The 15,937-nt window shown below is 62.8% G+C and carries 14 protein-coding genes and 1 pseudogene; 6 read left to right on the top strand and 9 right to left on the bottom strand.

The annotated features are described in order from the left end of the window. Positions 1-152 precede the first annotated feature (152 nt). A complete protein-coding gene (locus tag L7N97_RS27805; protein WP_237478193.1) occupies positions 153-1,286 on the bottom strand; it encodes an IS5 family transposase in 1,134 nt (377 codons plus the stop codon). A 28-nt stretch (positions 1,287-1,314) separates the two neighbouring features. Between L7N97_RS27805 and L7N97_RS27800 the strand changes: the two genes are divergently transcribed. After that, positions 1,315-3,036, top strand: a complete 1,722-nt coding sequence (locus L7N97_RS27800) for a site-specific DNA-methyltransferase (protein WP_237481881.1) — start codon at positions 1,315-1,317, stop codon at positions 3,034-3,036. Further along, positions 3,033-5,777: a DEAD/DEAH box helicase gene (locus tag L7N97_RS27795; protein WP_237481879.1), complete on the top strand. Its 2,745-nt coding sequence runs from the start codon at positions 3,033-3,035 to the stop codon at positions 5,775-5,777. Before L7N97_RS27800 ends, L7N97_RS27795 begins: the two co-directional genes overlap by 4 nt. Before the next feature lie 277 nt (positions 5,778-6,054). On the opposite strand, the gene L7N97_RS27790 is transcribed toward L7N97_RS27795, so the two are convergent. Further along, positions 6,055-6,282 (bottom strand): hypothetical protein, encoded by a 228-nt coding sequence (locus tag L7N97_RS27790; protein ID WP_237481878.1) that lies wholly within the window; start codon positions 6,280-6,282, stop codon positions 6,055-6,057. A gap of 121 nt (positions 6,283-6,403) precedes the next feature. Between L7N97_RS27790 and istA (L7N97_RS27785) the strand changes: the two are divergent. Together istA (L7N97_RS27785) and istB (L7N97_RS27780) are read left to right on the top strand one after the other, a co-directional pair. Continuing rightward, positions 6,404-7,932, top strand: a pseudogene (gene istA / locus L7N97_RS27785) (IS21 family transposase). After that, complete coding sequence (istB, locus tag L7N97_RS27780) at positions 7,922-8,716, top strand: IS21-like element helper ATPase IstB (protein ID WP_237478210.1); 795 nt, start codon at positions 7,922-7,924, stop codon at positions 8,714-8,716. The pseudogene istA (L7N97_RS27785) and the gene istB (L7N97_RS27780) overlap by 11 nt, the downstream one beginning before the upstream one ends. Positions 8,717-8,747: 31 nt before the next feature. Here the strand turns inward: istB (L7N97_RS27780) and L7N97_RS27775 are convergent, their stop codons facing one another. The 7 genes from L7N97_RS27775 to L7N97_RS27745 form a co-directional block, all read right to left on the bottom strand. Continuing rightward, on the bottom strand, positions 8,748-9,389 hold the full coding sequence (locus tag L7N97_RS27775; protein ID WP_237481875.1) for a hypothetical protein: 642 nt from the start codon (positions 9,387-9,389) through the stop codon (positions 8,748-8,750). 179 nt (positions 9,390-9,568) lie between these two features. Next, entirely contained in the window at positions 9,569-10,909 is a 1,341-nt protein-coding gene (locus L7N97_RS27770) for a hypothetical protein (RefSeq protein ID WP_237481873.1), read from the bottom strand. Next, positions 10,906-11,370: a hypothetical protein gene (locus L7N97_RS27765; RefSeq protein WP_237481871.1), complete on the bottom strand. Its 465-nt coding sequence runs from the start codon at positions 11,368-11,370 to the stop codon at positions 10,906-10,908. The genes L7N97_RS27770 and L7N97_RS27765 overlap by 4 nt, the downstream gene beginning before the upstream one ends. A gap of 186 nt (positions 11,371-11,556) precedes the next feature. Beyond that, a complete protein-coding gene (locus L7N97_RS27760) occupies positions 11,557-12,024 on the bottom strand; it encodes a hypothetical protein (RefSeq protein ID WP_237481869.1) in 468 nt (155 codons plus the stop codon). Positions 12,025-12,535: 511 nt separating this feature from the next. Beyond that, positions 12,536-12,709, bottom strand: coding sequence for a hypothetical protein (locus tag L7N97_RS27755; RefSeq protein WP_237481867.1), 174 nt, complete (start codon positions 12,707-12,709; stop codon positions 12,536-12,538). A 71-nt stretch (positions 12,710-12,780) separates the two neighbouring features. Then, complete coding sequence (locus L7N97_RS27750; protein ID WP_237481865.1) at positions 12,781-13,020, bottom strand: hypothetical protein; 240 nt, start codon at positions 13,018-13,020, stop codon at positions 12,781-12,783. Positions 13,021-13,131: 111 nt separating this feature from the next. Next, positions 13,132-13,509, bottom strand: coding sequence for a hypothetical protein (locus L7N97_RS27745; RefSeq protein WP_237481864.1), 378 nt, complete (start codon positions 13,507-13,509; stop codon positions 13,132-13,134). A gap of 67 nt (positions 13,510-13,576) precedes the next feature. Here L7N97_RS27745 and istA (L7N97_RS27740) point away from each other — a divergent pair, with 67 nt between their 5' ends. Together istA (L7N97_RS27740) and istB (L7N97_RS27735) are read left to right on the top strand one after the other, a co-directional pair. Then, positions 13,577-15,076, top strand: a complete 1,500-nt coding sequence (gene istA, locus L7N97_RS27740) for an IS21 family transposase (RefSeq protein ID WP_237481862.1) — start codon at positions 13,577-13,579, stop codon at positions 15,074-15,076. Continuing rightward, a complete protein-coding gene (gene istB / locus L7N97_RS27735; RefSeq protein ID WP_237478175.1) occupies positions 15,076-15,810 on the top strand; it encodes an IS21-like element helper ATPase IstB in 735 nt (244 codons plus the stop codon). The genes istA (L7N97_RS27740) and istB (L7N97_RS27735) overlap by 1 nt, the downstream gene beginning before the upstream one ends. Positions 15,811-15,937 lie beyond the last annotated feature (127 nt).

Below are 15,937 nucleotides of genomic sequence, written 5' to 3'. Positions count from 1 at the left end.
GTCGACGTTCAGCCCCTGAGCTTCATCCGGCGTCGTTTTTGGCGGGTGGACGATGGAAAGCGTGAGGGTCGGTCTTTTTGCTGTCCGCTCCTTTGCCGCCGCGACGGGGCTGGCGCTCGTCGCGACGGGACAGGGCCCCATGTCACGCCACCTCACGCCACCGCTGGTTCGGCCAGCAGCTTTGGCAGGCGTATGAGGTTGCAGGCCGCGGCCGAGACGGCGAAGGCCATGTCGACCCGCTCGCGGCCGCGCATCCGGATGCGGCGCAGCAGCCCGAACTCCTTGCCCCAGCCGAACCCCTCCTCGATGCGCTTGCGGATGCGCTGGCTCACGGCGTAGCCGGGGTGACGCGTCGTGCGCCCGTCGACGGCCGAGCGGCGCTTGGCCGTGTTGCGGGCGATGTGCGGCGTGACGTTCATGCTCCGCAGCTCGTTGACGAAGTCCTCGGCGTCATACCCCTTGTCGGCCCCGAGCGTGATGCGGCCCGGCCGATCGGCGCGTTTCTCGATCATGGCGAGGGCCGCGGTGCGCTCGGCGTGGCCGTTGGCCTCGGTCACGCAGCCGTCCACGATCAGCCCATGGCGGTTCTCCATCAGCGCATGCCCCATGAAGCACAGCCTGGCTTCCCGGCCCCGTCCCTTGCGGTAAAGCCGCGCCTCGGGATCCGTGACGCTCCGATGCGTGTCGTTGCTCAGGCGCTCCCCGTGGAAGTCCGCCTCGGCATTGCGTCCACCGCGTCCACCGCGCCCGCCCGCGGGCGGCTCGGCAGAAGCGGGCGGGTTCGGCGGCGTGTCGCCGTGCCTGGGCCTGAAGCTCTTCATCGAGGCCCAGGCCTGGATCAGCGTGCCGTCCACGCTGAAGTGGTCCTGCGACAGCAGCCGCTTCACCCGCGGGATGGCCAGCACCGCACTCAGGAACGCCGCCGCCACGCTGCCGTCGAGCAGGCGGTCGCGGTTCTTGGAGAAGGTCGAGGCGTCCCACACGGGATCGTCGATGCCCAAGCCCACGAACCAGCGGAACAGAAGGTTGAAGTCGAGCTGCTCCATCAGCTGGCGCTCGGACCGCACCGAATAGAAGACCTGCAGCAGCATCGCCCGCAGCAGCTGCTCGGGCGGGATCGAGGGACGGCCGATCTCCGAGTAGATCTCGCCGAAGCGCCCGTCGAGCGACGCCAGAGCTTCGTTCACCAAAGCCCGGATCGTACGCAGGGGATGATCCGAACGGACCCGCTGCTCCAGGTCCACGTAGGAAAACAGCGAGCCGCTCCGGCTGTCCTGTCCGCGCACTCGATACTCCCCCCATGAGCAAGGCGGAGTGAATCACGAACTGGCCAGACCCCGAAGCCTTTTTCAGCGGCCTGCTAGGTCCTATCACGCAACCTCAAGGCGCCACGGTGATGTTTTTGATAATGTGCTGATCCACGGCGACAATCTACTTGCATTGAAGGCTATAGAGTCGAGCATGCGGGGCAGAGTCAAGTGCATCTACATCGATCCACCGTTTAATACACTTCAAGCTCTAGAATATTATGATGATGGCGTTGAACATTCGATATGGCTGTCTCTAATGCGGGAACGCCTCAGCATCTTGCGTAACCTACTAACAACAGATGGAACAATATTCATCCATATAGATGACAATGAGCTAGCCTATTTGACTGTTCTCTGCGACGAGATATTTGGTCGCGAAAATCGCGCCTACATCGTCACCTTCAAGCAGGGTTCGGCGACCGGACACAAATCTATCAATCCTGGATGCGTTAGTACGACCAACTTCATTTTGGTGTATGCAAAAGACCGATCTATGTGGACGCCGAACCGTGTCTATTCCGCGCGGGATCGCGACCTACGCTATAATCAGTATATCACTAATGTATCATCTTCGTTCAAAGAGTGGCAAGTTGTTCCGCTCATGACAGCCTTTGCGGATTCAAATGGTCTACTGGAACGTGAGGCTCGAAAATTAGTGAAAGATAATCCGGAATTGCTTGATAATTTCGTGATGAGTAATGCTAGAAATGTGATTCGTTGGGCTCAGCCTGACTACGATGCTGTCGGAAAAGACATCAAAAAGGCGATAGACGACTCTAGAGCTAGTCCCCGCGTATGGCATATTGTTGAAAGAGCTGATCATGACGATCTCTTTATAAGAGACGGACAGCGAGCATTGTTTTACGCATCCAAGCTTAAGCTGATTGATGGCGTTTATGTGTCTGGCGAACCACTGACGACACTCTGGGATGACCTTCTGTCGAACAATCTACACAAGGAAGGGGGTGTGCATTTCCCGAAAGGAAAAAAACCGGAGGCTTTGATTAAAAGGTGCATAGAACTCTCAACAACGCCCGGCGATATTGTTTTGGACTCGTTTGCTGGTTCGGGAACTACAGGTGCAGTCGCCCACAAGATGGGCCGTCGCTGGGTCATGGTCGAGTTGAAAGATCATTGTGAAACTCACATCGCTCCCCGTATGAACTCGGTAGTTGATGGAACCGACAGAAGCGGGATTACCGAGGCGGTCGGCTGGGAAGGTGGTGGGGGCTACCGTTACTACCGGCTGGCGCCGTCGCTGATGGAAAAGGATGCCTTCGGGCAGTGGGTCATCAGCCCGGCCTACAACGCCGAGATGCTAGCCAAAGCCATATGCGTGCACTTCGGCTTCACCTACGCGCCGCACCCTGAGCACTACTGGATGCAGGGCCGCTCGTCCGAGACGGACTTCATCTACGTCACCACCAACAGCCTGACGCACGAGCAGTTGAAGGTGATCTCCGAAGAGGTCGGGCCGGAGCGCACGCTCCTGATCTGCTGCAAGGCGTTCCAAGGCGCCAAGGTGGACTCCTTCGCCAACCTAACTGTCCGCAAAATTCCGGGCGCGGTGCTCGACCGCTGTGAGTGGGGCAAAGACGACTACTCGTTGAAGATTGCGAACCTGCCCATGGCGGAGGACGAGCTGGAGCTGGAGCCCACGTCCAAGGCGTCGGCGAAAGCTGATCCGGCCCAATCCAACCTGTTCGCGCCCGAGGGCGCGAAGTGAGCGACATTCGCGCCATCGCGCAGATCAGCGCGCGTCTGTCGCTCCGCAAGCCGCAGCAGGAGTCGCTGCGGCGGTTGGCGGCCGTGCTCGACCTCACCGACCCCTCCAAAAAAACGGACGTGAGCCTAGCGCTGGATGCGGTGAAGGCCAGCTACCCGAGCGTGCAGGACTTCGAACGCGACTTCCCGAGTGTCTGCTTTGCGCTCGCTACCGGGGTGGGCAAGACGAGGTGCCTCGGCGCCTTCATCAGCTACCTGTTCATGACGGGGAAGAGCCGCAACTTCTTCGTGCTCGCGCCTAACCTGACAATCTACGACAAGTTGCTGGCCGACTTCCAACCACAGTCTCCCAAGTATGTCTTTCGGGGCGTGGAGGCGTTCGCGCAACAGCCGCCGCTGATCGTCAACGCCGACAACTACGAGGAAGGACGCGGCGTTCGAGGAGCCGACCTGCTGGGGCGCGAAGCAGCCATCATCAACATCTTCAATATCAGCAAGATCAATAGCGAGGTGCGCGGCGGCAAGTCGCCTCGTATTAAACGGCTTCAAGAGTACATCGGCGACAGCTACTTTAACTACCTGTCCGAGCTACCTGACCTCGTGCTCCTGATGGACGAAGCGCATCGCTATCGGGCGTCGGCGGGCGTGAAGGCGATAAGTGAACTGCAGCCGATCCTCGGCCTCGAACTCACGGCGACACCGAAGGCGGTGGGCGCAGGCGGGACAGCGTTCAAGAACGTTATTTACCGATACGATTTGCCCGAGGCGATGGAGGACGGCTACGTCAAGGAGCCCGCCGTGGGCACTCGCGCCAACTTCGATCCGAAGAAGGTAGACGAGGCCACGCTGGAACAAATTAAGCTCGAAGACGGCGTGCACTACCACGAGCACGTGAAGGTGCAGCTTCAGACCTACGCCCGGCAGAACAACAAGCCCATCGTGCACCCCTTCATGCTGGTGGTGGCCAGCGACATACAGCACGCCGAGCGGTTGAAGACACTAATCGAATCCGCCGCCTTCTTCGACGGCCGCTATGCCGGGCGCGTGCTGACCGTCCACTCCGCCAAGAGCGGCGAGGAGTCGGAGCAGACCACCCAGCAGCTTTTGAGCGTGGAGACCTCCGGCAAGATGGACGTGGTGATCCACGTCAACAAGCTGAAGGAGGGGTGGGATGTGACCAACCTCTTCACCATCGTGCCGCTGCGCGCCGCAGCCTCGGACATCCTGACGGAGCAGACGCTGGGGCGCGGCCTGCGGCTACCCTACGGAAAGCGCACGGGCGTCGAGGCGGTTGACACTCTGACCGTCATCGCCCACGACCGCTTCAACGAGATCATCAACGCCGCGAAGACGGCAGGCGGCCTGATTCACAAGGCGGTCATCATCGGCGAAGGTGGCGACGTGCCCATCGCCAAGCCCGTGATGGTGGAGGCGCCGAGCCTGATCGAGCAGTGGATCGCGCCGCCCCCGGCCGACGTGCCCCTGCCGCCCGGCGTCGCCGAGGCGCCCGCCTCGCCCTTCACCTTTAACGCTCCCGCCGAGGTGGAGGTGCGGAAGGCCGCATACGAGACGGTGCTGCCCGCCTTCACGAACCGCGTCAAGACCATGGCCGACCTCACCTCGCCCAAGGTAGTGCGGGAGGTGGCAAAGGACGCGCTCGCCGCGCTGCACGCCAAGGAGGGGTTGTTCAAGACGGAGATCACTCCCGAGCGCGTGGAGGCCGTCGTCGCCGAACTGTGCGAAGTGTTCGCGGCCAAGACCATCGACATTCCGCAGATCGTGCAATCGCCGATGCAGGAGGTCGCCTTTTGGTTCGAGCCCTTCAAGCTGCAAGGGCTCGGTAGCTGGAACTACCAGCCCCTCGCGCGCGAACTGAAGGTCGAGACGCTGCGGGAGGGCAAGCAGTCGCTGATCGGCTCGGAGATTGAAGGCGACATCGAGGAGCAGCCGGAGGACATCATTGTCGGCCTCCTGATCGACCGGCCGGAAATCGACTACGATACGCACTCGACACTGCTCTACGACCTCGCCGGACAGGTGGTCGCCCGCTTTCGCAGCTACCTCAAGGACAACGCGGAGGTGCGGGCGGTGCTGCGCGCGCATAGGCGCGCCATCGACGACGCAATCTTCGCGCAGATGCTGGAGCATATGGGGCGGACGCGGACGGGCTACCGCTTCACCGTCACCCGCGCCTTTAGCGTGCTCGGCCCGCAGACCTATGACGCGAGCGCGGGCAAGGCTCTTCCTCTCACCATGACGCCAACGCCGCTTTCGACCATTAAGCAGTTCGTGTTCACGGGCGCCAAGCGCGGCTGCTTCGCCCTCTCGAAGTTTGACAGCGACGCCGAGCGGCGGCTCGCCGTGCTGTTGGATCAGGAGCTCAGCGTCGAGAAGTGGATGAAGCCCGGCCCCGGCCAGTTTCGCATCGAGGACGAAAACGGCGAACCCTACCAGCCAGACTTCGTAGTCGAGACGAAGACCGAGAAGCTGATCCTCGAACCTAAGCGGAAGAGCGAGATGCAGGATGCGGAGGTGCTACGGAAAACTCGCTCGGCGACCCTGTGGTGCCACGTCGCTACCGAGCACCACGCCAAACCGACAGGCGGCAAGCCATGGAGATATGCGCTGATCCCGGATGACGCGATCCAGCCCAGCGCGACCTTGGCGGGCCTGCTCGCCGCCTATACCGTCGCTCCCGACATGGACCTCCTCGGCCGCTTTTCACTTACCGAAGCGGCCTGAAGCGCGTTCGGTTTCCATCTTTACCGCTCGCAACGACGGAGCACTGAGTGATCTTATCGATCGTCATGAAATGCGTTTCGCCGAGCGGGCAATATTCGATGCTCGCCTGTCCGCTCTCACCCCAACCGAGCCAACTTACGTCCGCGATCCAGCGTTGGGGATGGAGCCGACGAAGTTGGTTTATCTCTTGGTAATACTTATTTCCCTGCGCCGACCACGACCACATCGAAGATCTCCGGCGGGAGGGCTGTGTTGCCACTAATCCCTTGCATCCCTCTCACCGGCAGCGCACCCATTTCGAGGCACCTCCCTCCCGCGTCAGCGTGAGCCCGTCCCGGGTCAGCGTATATGTGATGGTGCTAAAGATCTCGGGCACCTCGAGCCCGTCGACGGTGTGCGAGCTGTCGATCTGCCACGAGCTGGGGCCGACCCGCCGCACGGCGTTGGCGCGCTCCGGGAACTCGAACTCGCGATTGCCCGTCCGCCCCGCGGGTGCGATCACCATGACGGCGTGTGTTGAATTCCGCTGAGAAGTGACCCAGGGGGCACGAACTTTTCCACTGAGATTTGACCCATGTTTTCACCTCCTCCCACGCGGCTGTGTGGGGGGCATCGGAGTGATCGACATGGAGTTATTGAGCGTCATCCGACGCTGGCACTACCGGGACCAGCTTTCGATCCGTGAGATCGCCCGACGCACCGGGCTATCGCGAAACACGGTCCGCAAGTATCTGCGCTCAGAAAACGTCGAACCCCGCTTCAAAGCTTCCAAGCGGTCGAGTAAACTCGACGCATATGCTGACAAACTTTCGGCGATGCTGCGCATCGAGTCGGCCAAGACGCGCAAACAGAAGCGGACGATCGGGCAGCTGCACGTCGATCTCGTCGGGCTCGGCTATGAGGGCTCTTACAATCGGGTGGCCGCCTATGCCCGTGATTGGAAGGCTGCCCGACAGCGTGAGCAACTGAGCAGTGGTCGCGGCACCTTCGTGCCCCTGGCGTTCACGCCGGGCGAAGCGTTCCAGTTCGACTGGTCAGAAGACTGGGCTCTGATTGCCGATGAGCGAACCAAGTTGCAGGTCGCTCATGTTAAACTGTCCTATAGTCGTGCCTTTACCCTCCGGGCCTACCTACTACAAACCCACGAGATGCTGTTCGACGCTCATGTCCACGCGTTCCGCGTCCTGGGTGGAGTGCCGCAACGCGGCATCTACGACAACATGAAGACTGCCGTCGACAAGGTCGGCCGCGGCAAGCAACGACAAGTCAACATCCGTTTCTCGGCCATGGTCAGCCATTATCTTTTCCAGGCTGAGTTCTGCAATCCAGCCTCCGGTTGGGAGAAGGGGCAGATCGAGAAGAACGTGCAGGACGCCCGTCATCGGCTTTGGCAGCCCATGCCGAGCTTCCCTTCCCTGGATGCGCTCAACGACTGGCTGGAGAAACGATGCAGGGAGTTGTGGGCTGTGACGCCGCACGGATCGCAGCCCGGCACGATCGCCGAAATTTGGGCCGAGGAAGTCCGGCATCTGATGGCTGTGCCTCGACCGTTCGACGGCTTCGTCGAGTACACCAAACGCGTTTCTCCGACTTGCCTCGTCCATCTGGAGCGCAACCGCTACAGCGTGCCTGCGTCCTTCGCCAACCGCCCAGTCAGTCTGCGCGTTTATCCCGACCGCATCCTCCTCGTCGCCGACGGACAAGCCATCGGTGAGCACCGTCGCGTCTTCGCTCGGTCCCATGATCGTCGGAGCGAGACGGTTTACGACTGGCGTCATTACTTGGCGGTCGTGCAACGCAAACCTGGTGCACTGCGGAACGGCGCGCCCTTCGCCAAGATGCCGGACGCTTTCAGGGCCCTGCAGCAGCACCTGCTCAAGACGCCAGGTGGCGACCGCGAGATGGTCGAGATCCTGGCCCTGGTCCTCCAGCATGACGAGGAAGCCGTGCTCACGGCCGTCGAACTGGCCTTGAAGGCCGGCGTGCCGGCCAAGACCCACATCATCAACCTGCTGCACCGACTGATCGACGGCACACCGCCGACTGCGCCGACGGTCGACACTCCCAGGCGCTCACGCTGGTCACCGAACCGCGGGCCAACGTCGAACGCTACGACGCTTTGCGTCGGGCCAGGGAGGTGCGTCATGCGCCATAACCCGGCCAGCGGAGCCATCGTCATCATGCTGCGGAGCCTGAAGATGCACGGCATGGCCCAAGCCGTCGAGGAGCTGACCCAACAGGGCGCGCCGGCGTTCGAGGCGGCCATGCCGATCCTGTCGCAGCTCCTGAAGGCAGAAACAGCCGAGCGGGAAGTCCGTTCAACAGCCTACCAGCTCAAGGCTGCCCGCTTCCCGAGCTACCGCGATCTCAACGGCTTCGACTTCACCAGCAGCGAGATCAACGAAGCTCTCGTCCGCCAGCTCCATCGTTGCGAGTTCCTGGACGATGCTCACAACATCGTTCTGGTCGGAGGTCCTGGCACTGGCAAGACTCACATCGCCACAGCCCTCGGCATCCAAGCCATCGAGCAACATCGCAAGCGAGTCCGTTTCTTCTCCACCGTGGAACTCGTCAACGCCCTTGAACAGGAGAAAGCTCAAGGAAAGGGCGGACAGATCGCCGGCCGACTTGTCCATTCGGATGTCGTTATCCTCGATGAACTGGGATACTTGCCGTTCAGCGCCTCGGGTGGTGCCTTGCTGTTCCATCTGCTAAGCAGACTGTATGAACGTACCAGCGTCGTGATCACCACTAATCTGAGTTTTTCGGAGTGGGCCACAGTCTTCGGAGATGCCAAGATGACCACGGCCTTGCTCGACCGCCTCACTCACCACTGCCATATCCTGGAAACCGGAAACGACAGCTTCCGTTTCAGGAACAGTTCGGCAAAGGCCTCCAAACCCACCAAGGAGAAAGCAAAGGACTTGACCGCTCGCTGACCAACCAGCCACCATCAGGACGGGTCAGTTCTCAGTGGAAAGCCTGGGTCAGATCTTGGTGGAAATTAACAGGCGTGCTCGTCGTAGTCTTCGCCGTTCCGCCCCGGATCACCCCCGTCAGCGGAGCTGTTACGGCCCTCCCGAGCGCGGCGGCACGGCCGGGTGCACCACGACCCGGATCGGCCCCGGCGAGCCGCGCATCGAGCCAGCCGACGAGGTCGCCGCCGCACACGTCGCGGATGAACAAGGCGAGGTGAAAGGCACTCTGGTTCAGCCCGCCCTTGCGGAGCGTCAGTCGCGGTAGGGGGCAGCGTGGCAGATGCCCGGGTTCAGCGCAGGCCCCCGTGCCCTTCCGGTAGCCGCAGGCGTGGAAGTGCCAATAGCTCTGCAGGCGCGGGCACGAGGGCCGGGCGCGCAGGGCGCCGTCGACCTCGGTCCAGGCCACCCCGCCATGGCGCTCGTCCCAGCCGAACGCGACATCGTCGCTGATGCCTTGAAGGGCGACGAGGGTCATGAGCCAGTCATAGATCGGCGCCGGGTCGCGCCGGGCCACCGCGTCCTGAATGCCAGCCGCAGCGAGTCGTGACGCGATCTCCTCGACAAACTCGACTGGTGCGAGATGCAGAGCCGGACCGGCGACGCGGGCGAGATGCGCGAGGTCGCCGGTGCTCATACGGTTGGGGGTAGGTGCGGGGCGGGGCATCGCTGGCCCCTAGCAGCCCGACGTTTAGGCACGTCAAGGGGGTGATCGACGCTGGCCGCTATCGACGCAAGTCAACCCGTCTAGTCCTGAGGCATAAACCACGAAAGCAGCTACCGTAGGCTAAACGCGCAACGACTTTCAATGCAGAATCAGCCTTCGTCTTTTGAAACAGTGTCGAAAAATGAATTGCGCCGAGGGGAGCGGGGCTCGACATCGAGAAGAGGCACGCCACCGCGCAACGCTTGCCACATGACCGTATCATGCGGGGCAATAAGCGTTCCCGCTTCCTGCTCGATGTCGTCTTCTGTGAAGCCGGAGTTGCCACCACGCTCAATCAGATAGCTGACCGGCGCGACCATTTCGGCGGCGAATGCGCGGCTCGCCTGTTGCCGGCGCGTCAGTGCGACGGTGCCCGCGCGCAAGTCGCCAGGGTCCGAACACCACGCGATGTATGCAGCGGAGCACGCCCTGAAATGCCGCTGCCGCGCCGAGGCTGCGATGGTGCCGATATGGGCGACGCCGTTCGTGCGGTGCGTCAGCCCAGTCATTCGGTCGGGCCCTCGTTTTGTCAGCACACCCGCGAGAGAGTCCGCATCGCCGAGGATAGCCGCTGTTGCCCGTTTGGGGTCGTTATCGGACAAGCCCAGCCGATGCCGCAGCATTCTCGCCGCACGGAAGCCTAGATCACCGGGAAGGCCATGCAAATCGTCACGCGGTGGCTGTCCGAAAGCCTGGACATCGATAGTCGGACATCCATTAAGGGTATCGCGGGCTTCTTGAGCCCATTTCGTCGTGTCTGCTATGCGAGACAGATCGCTCGCCTCAGATATGTCGTTGAATAAATCTTCCGGCAGATCTCCGACAAATTGACTGACATCGACGCTATCCGGGTCGTAGGGATCGATACCAAGACGGCCTGCGGCCATGCAGTAATTTATCTGGTCAGGACTTTCCAAGGTTTCCCGGACCCGCTTCCAATTGTCCGCTAGAGCGGCGTGCGCGCGCGTACCGGCTTGCAGCCGGGTCAGCGCGCTCTCAATTAGATCCATCAACTCGGGCTCGACATCGTCGCGCGATATTTGAAGCGGCTCTCTAAAAGGGTTTGTCAGAAATTTGAGTGGTGAATATTCGCTGTCTATAACCGCCCAATCAACCACTAAAGCGTCATCACCGGCGGAGCAAAGTCCCAGAGCCGGGAAGGCGTAGCCGTGCATGGGGAGGTCGAGTCGATGCCGGGCTGCAAAAGCTTCTTGCGGCTGTGAGCGGACAGGCTCATACAAAAGCGGCCACCATTGCTTTGCGATGAAATCGGCCAACGGAAAAAGCGGGACGTTCAGTGCCTCCGTCTCACCGCCGCCGCGCTTGCTGAAAGCACGAGTAACTATGGCATTGCCAGCCATGATCCGAAGACGTGTGAAAGTCGCGCGCTCATCGGCATCCCCGACGTCGCTGTCCGTCCAACCTTCTCTAATGAACTTGAATGTGGTCATGGCAACTCGAACGGCAAGTTAAATTCTACCTGAAATGGTGTTAACGGATAGGCTTTATATCCATCAGGCGGATCAGACAGCTTCGCTTCGTACACGATATTCGCATCCTCGGGATCTCGCGCCCAAAGTCGAGATGGTTTCTGACCAGCATCCTCGGGGATGAAGTGTCCTGCTTTGATGGCGTCCTGCAGAAGCTTGGTCGCGTCGTGTTGACGACGAACCCATTTACGGGGGCAGACCATGCAGGATGGGTTCTTGAGTCCTTGTTCCGCGGCATCCGCGATCGTCGCCGCTCCTTTTCGCGGATGGGCGGCAAGCCCATATTTCGGCACATCTGTATGATGAGGGCTGCCGACATAGACTGCGTCCTTGGAAAGTGAGTCGCGGTCGACCTGCGTCATCGCCTGCGAGGCAGGGGCAGCCTTGGACGGTCGAGGTCGGGGCCGCTCGTAGTTCGCCATCTCTCAAGGTCACGATGCAGCATGGGGCGCCAAAGGTAGCTTCGGCGCCTGAGTGTCGCATAAATTGGTCGCCGTCGACAAGGCAGATGCGACGGGCTGGCGCTACAGGCGCTGCCTGCAAAGCGTCTGAAATCGACCCATACGCCTCCAACGTCGGTGCACGTCGCCACTCACACCGTGTCGTCGTTATGAGTCCAGTTTGGGGGAGACCGCCGCCCGCCAAGCTGGCGCGAGCGCCGACCCCGCCAAGTCGACCATCGCTGGCGTGAGCAGCTCGCCTCGTCGAACCGGCGTAACAAGCTGCTTGTCGGCCGCGAGATAGTAAGGCGCCAGCCGCGCCGTCTCGGCCAACAGCGGCAGGAGCTTGGCCCGCAGCCCCTCGACGATGTGGTGGTGGCCCGCCAAGGTGAGATGGTCGCCGACCGCGAAGTCGCGTTCGGCCTCGGCCACCATGATGGCTCGCGCGCCCTGATCGACGCCGCCCGTCGGGCGGCCGTGCAGGGCCGCCGACAGGATCGTAAGCGGCGTCTCCAGGCCGAGCAGGTGGTAGGGGCGGTAGATGCAGGCGCGCCGGCGGTCGCGACTGACGACGTGCCCTTTGCCGCGCAGCACGTCCCACGTCTCGGGATCGTCGCAGCGGACGACGACGAACACCCCGCCGCCCTCCGCTTTCCTCGGCCGGAGGCTCGATCCACGACAGGACGTCGAGCGCGCTGCCGCACAGTTCATCCGGCTCGGGGTCAAAGGCGGCGTCGACGACGTCATCGAGCACCGACTCGATCAGGTCGTCCATGCCGACGAAGGGCGCCGCTGTCGCGAGGTGGTCAAGCAGGCTGACGAAGGCCAGTCTTTGGGCGAACACCGAGTCGAGGTCGGTCAGGCTTGGCCGGTCCCGGAGGAGGCGGCGGTGCTCGTTCAACAGGGGGTGGTCCGGCAGGATGGCGGCAAGGTTGGCGATCATGGTTCAGGTCCGGTCATGAGGAAGCGCCGGGGCCACGCCGAACACCCGTGGCGGGCAACGAGGCCGTGCCCCACCCTTTACGGGACCGTCCGCAGGCTCCCTGGGGCGAGGCCAGCCCCGCAGCCACCATCGAGGGCCGGTGCGAAGGCCCCGCCAAGGCCCTCAGGATCTCGCCCACGGGGGTGGGCCCGTTTCCGCCCTCACCTACCCCTCCATGCACCGCCGGGCTGCCGCCAGCGTGTAGGGCTGGCGCGCCTCCCAACGGGCGAACTCGGCGAGGGCGGCCTGATTGACGTCGCGGAGCACTGCCCGGCCGTCCCCAGCGGCGAACGTGAGGCCGTCGCTGTGCCGGTCGGCGAAGGTGTGTGCGAACCGCATCGGCAGCCTCAAGTGGCGCTGAGCAACATCGTCGCCCAGCGCCGCACGTCCGTCGTGCAGCTTACGCTACATCAACGCTCGGCTAAGCCGCCGCGTGTGAGGCGCTTTTCCAGCCTCCGCAGGAGATCGCTAGCCCGGCGCGCTCCGGCGACGTCGATGAAGTCCTCGAAGTTTGACTCGAGGGAGATCTCGATGGTGGTCGATGGCTTGTGGCCCGCACTCTGCACGAGCTTCTGGCTCATGGCGCGGACGGCCATAAGGGTTTCGTGTCGCTTCGCGCGTGCAGCGTGGGCCTGTTCAAGACGGGTCATGGTGAGCTCCAGTTCTGATGATGTTGGGGGGAGGCCGAGATCGGCCTCCCGGCAGTCTTTACGTGACGCCAAGCGCGGCACTCTGTGGCCTCATCGGGGGTTGATCGCGCTTCAGCCGTCGAGGGTCAGATCGGCGAGGCCCCGGGGCAGGTAGATCGCGATCGATCGGACCCGCGTCCCGTCGGGCCACGTCACCTGCTTCTGCGCCCACATGTTCGAGCGTGTCGCCGTGCGGTCGCGGCCATGGTCGAGGAACCCTTCGGTATCGAGCCATTCGAGGACGCGGCGCATCCGCATCGGTGTGGCGAACCATCCGGCACAAGCCTGCGCCCGGACAACAAACTCCGTGCCCGTGCCGCCCTTCCTCGGTTCGCGGTACCCGTCGGCGTTGCGGATCGAGCGCTCCTCCTGTCGAGAGCAGGTTTCGAGGTCGGTGATTGTGATTAGGCGTGGAATTTTGACCCCCATGTGAGGGGGATCGGCGTCCAACTTTGACCCCCTCGAGTGCAATTCGAGCAAGCTGCACGTCCTTGTTGCGGGACGGGCGGTGGGGGGGATGAAAGGCGTGGACACGATTGCGCGCATCAGGCGCGAGTTCTTCATTCGAGGCCGGTCCATCAAGGAGATCGTCCGGGATCTGCACGTGTCCCGGAACACCGTGCGCAAGGTGGTGCGCACCGGCCGCACCGCGTTCGAGTACGAGCGTGAGGTCCAGCCGATGCCCAAGCTCGGGCAGTGGCGGGCTGATCTGGACGAGATGCTGGCCGCCAACGACAGCAAGGCGGCCCGCGAGCGGCTCACCATGATCCGCGTGTTCGAGGATCTGCGCGGCCGCGGCTATGCGGGCGGCTACGACGCTGTCCGGCGCTACGCCCGGGGCTGGCGGCGCGAGCGGGTCGCGGTGACGGCCGCCGCCCACGTGCCGCTGAGCTTTGATCCGGGCGAGGCCTACCAGTTCGACTGGAGCCACGAGATCGTGCTGATCAACGGCACCACCGTCACCATCAAGGTGGCCCACGTCCGGCTCTGCCACAGCCGCATGCTGTTTGCGCGGGCCTATCCGCGCGAAAGCCAGGAGATGGTGTTCGACGCCCACGACAAGGCCTTCGCCTTCTTCGAGGGCGCCTGCCGCCGCGGCATCTACGACAACATGAAGACGGCAGTCGAAACGATCCTCGTCGGCAAGGAACGACAATATAACCGCCGTTTTCAGCAGATGTGCGCTCACTATCTCGTCGATCCCGTCGCCTGCACGCCGGCGTCGGGATGGGAGAAGGGCCAAGTCGAGAACCGAGTCGGCTCGGTGCGCGAGCGCTTCTTCACGCCCCGCCTGCGCGTGAAGAGCATCGAGGAGCTGAACAGGTGGCTCCTCGATCAGTGCGTCGCTTACGCCAAGGGCCATCCCCATCCCGAGAACAAGGAGATCACGGTCTGGCAGGCGTTCGAGGCGGAGCGGCCGAGCCTCGTGCCCTATGTCGGCGCCTTCGACGGTTTCCACGCCGTGCCGGTCTCGGTGTCCAAGACGTGCCTGATCCGCTTCGACAACAACCGTTACTCGGTGATGGCGAGCGCCGTCGGCCGCCCCGTCGAAGTGCGGGCCTATGCGGAGCGGATCGAGTTGCGCCAGGGCGGCCATGTCGTGGGCGAGCATGTTCGCAGGTTCGGCCGCAACGAGACCGTATTCGAGCCCTGGCATTATGTGCCGGTGCTGGCCCGCAAGCCCGGCGCCCTGCGTAACGGGGCGCCGTTCAAGGATTGGGTGCTGCCGCCCGCCTTCGAGCGCGTCCGGCGCAAGCTCGCCGGCGCCGACGATGGCGATCGCCAGATGGTGGGCCTGCTGACGGCCGCCATGGACGACGGGCTGGAGGCCGTCGAGGCTGCCTGCCTGGAGGCGCTCGAAGCCGGCGTCCACTCGGCCGACATCATCCTCAACATCCTGGCCCGACGCCGCGAACCCGCGCGCGTCATCACCATCGATACCCCTGACGCGCTGCGCCTGCAGCACGAGCCCGTCGCCGACTGCGCGCGCTATGACACTCTGAGGAGCATCATGTGATGGAACGTTCCGAAATCCTGGCCACGATGGTGGACCTGAAGCTTTACGGCATGAAGGCCGGCTACGACGAGATCATCACCACGGCGTTGAAGCGCCAGCACGAGCCGCAACGCATCGTCGGTGATCTGCTGCAGGCCGAGATCGCCGAGAAACAGGCGCGCTCGATCAAGTATCAGATCACCATCTCCAAGCTGCCTTTAGCCAAGGACATCGAGGATTTCCGGTTCGAAGGCACGCTCATCAACGAGATGCTGGTGCGCGATCTCGCCGGCGGCGAGTTCCTTGCTCACCAGCGCAACGCTGTCCTGGTGGGCGGCACCGGGACCGGCAAGACTCACCTCGCCATCGGGATCGCCCGAGCCTGCATCCGCAACGGCGCCCGTGGCCGCTATTTCAACGTCGTCGACCTCGTGAACCGGCTCGAAGCCGAAGGCCGCGCCGGCCGCCACGGCCGCATGGCCGACTACCTGTCGCGCATGGACTTCATCGTGCTCGACGAACTCGGCTATCTGCCCTTTGCCCAGTCTGGCGGGCAACTCCTCTTCCATCTCATCAGCCGCCTCTACGAGCAGACCTCCGTCATCGTGACGACCAACCTGGCCTTCGGTGAATGGCCGAACGTGTTCGGCGATGCCAAGATGACGACCGCACTGCTGGACCGGCTCACCCACCATTGCGAGATCGTCGAGACCGGCAACGAGAGTTGGCGCTTCAAAAACCGCGCCTCGGCCTGAGCATCACGCCACCGCAGCCGCCCGGCTGCGCAACCCTGACCCGCTTCGCCGGGCGGCCGCTACCGCCTCAGATTGCAGCAAGGGGGTCAACATTGGACGCCGATAGGGGGTCAAATTTCAACGCCGA

This window comes from Lichenibacterium dinghuense (assembly GCF_021730615.1).
GTDB classification, from domain to species: Bacteria; Pseudomonadota; Alphaproteobacteria; order Rhizobiales; family Beijerinckiaceae; genus Lichenihabitans; species Lichenihabitans dinghuensis.
The sequence above is the reverse complement of the archived record's forward strand: the minus strand, read 5'-3'. Positions and strand labels throughout refer to the sequence as shown.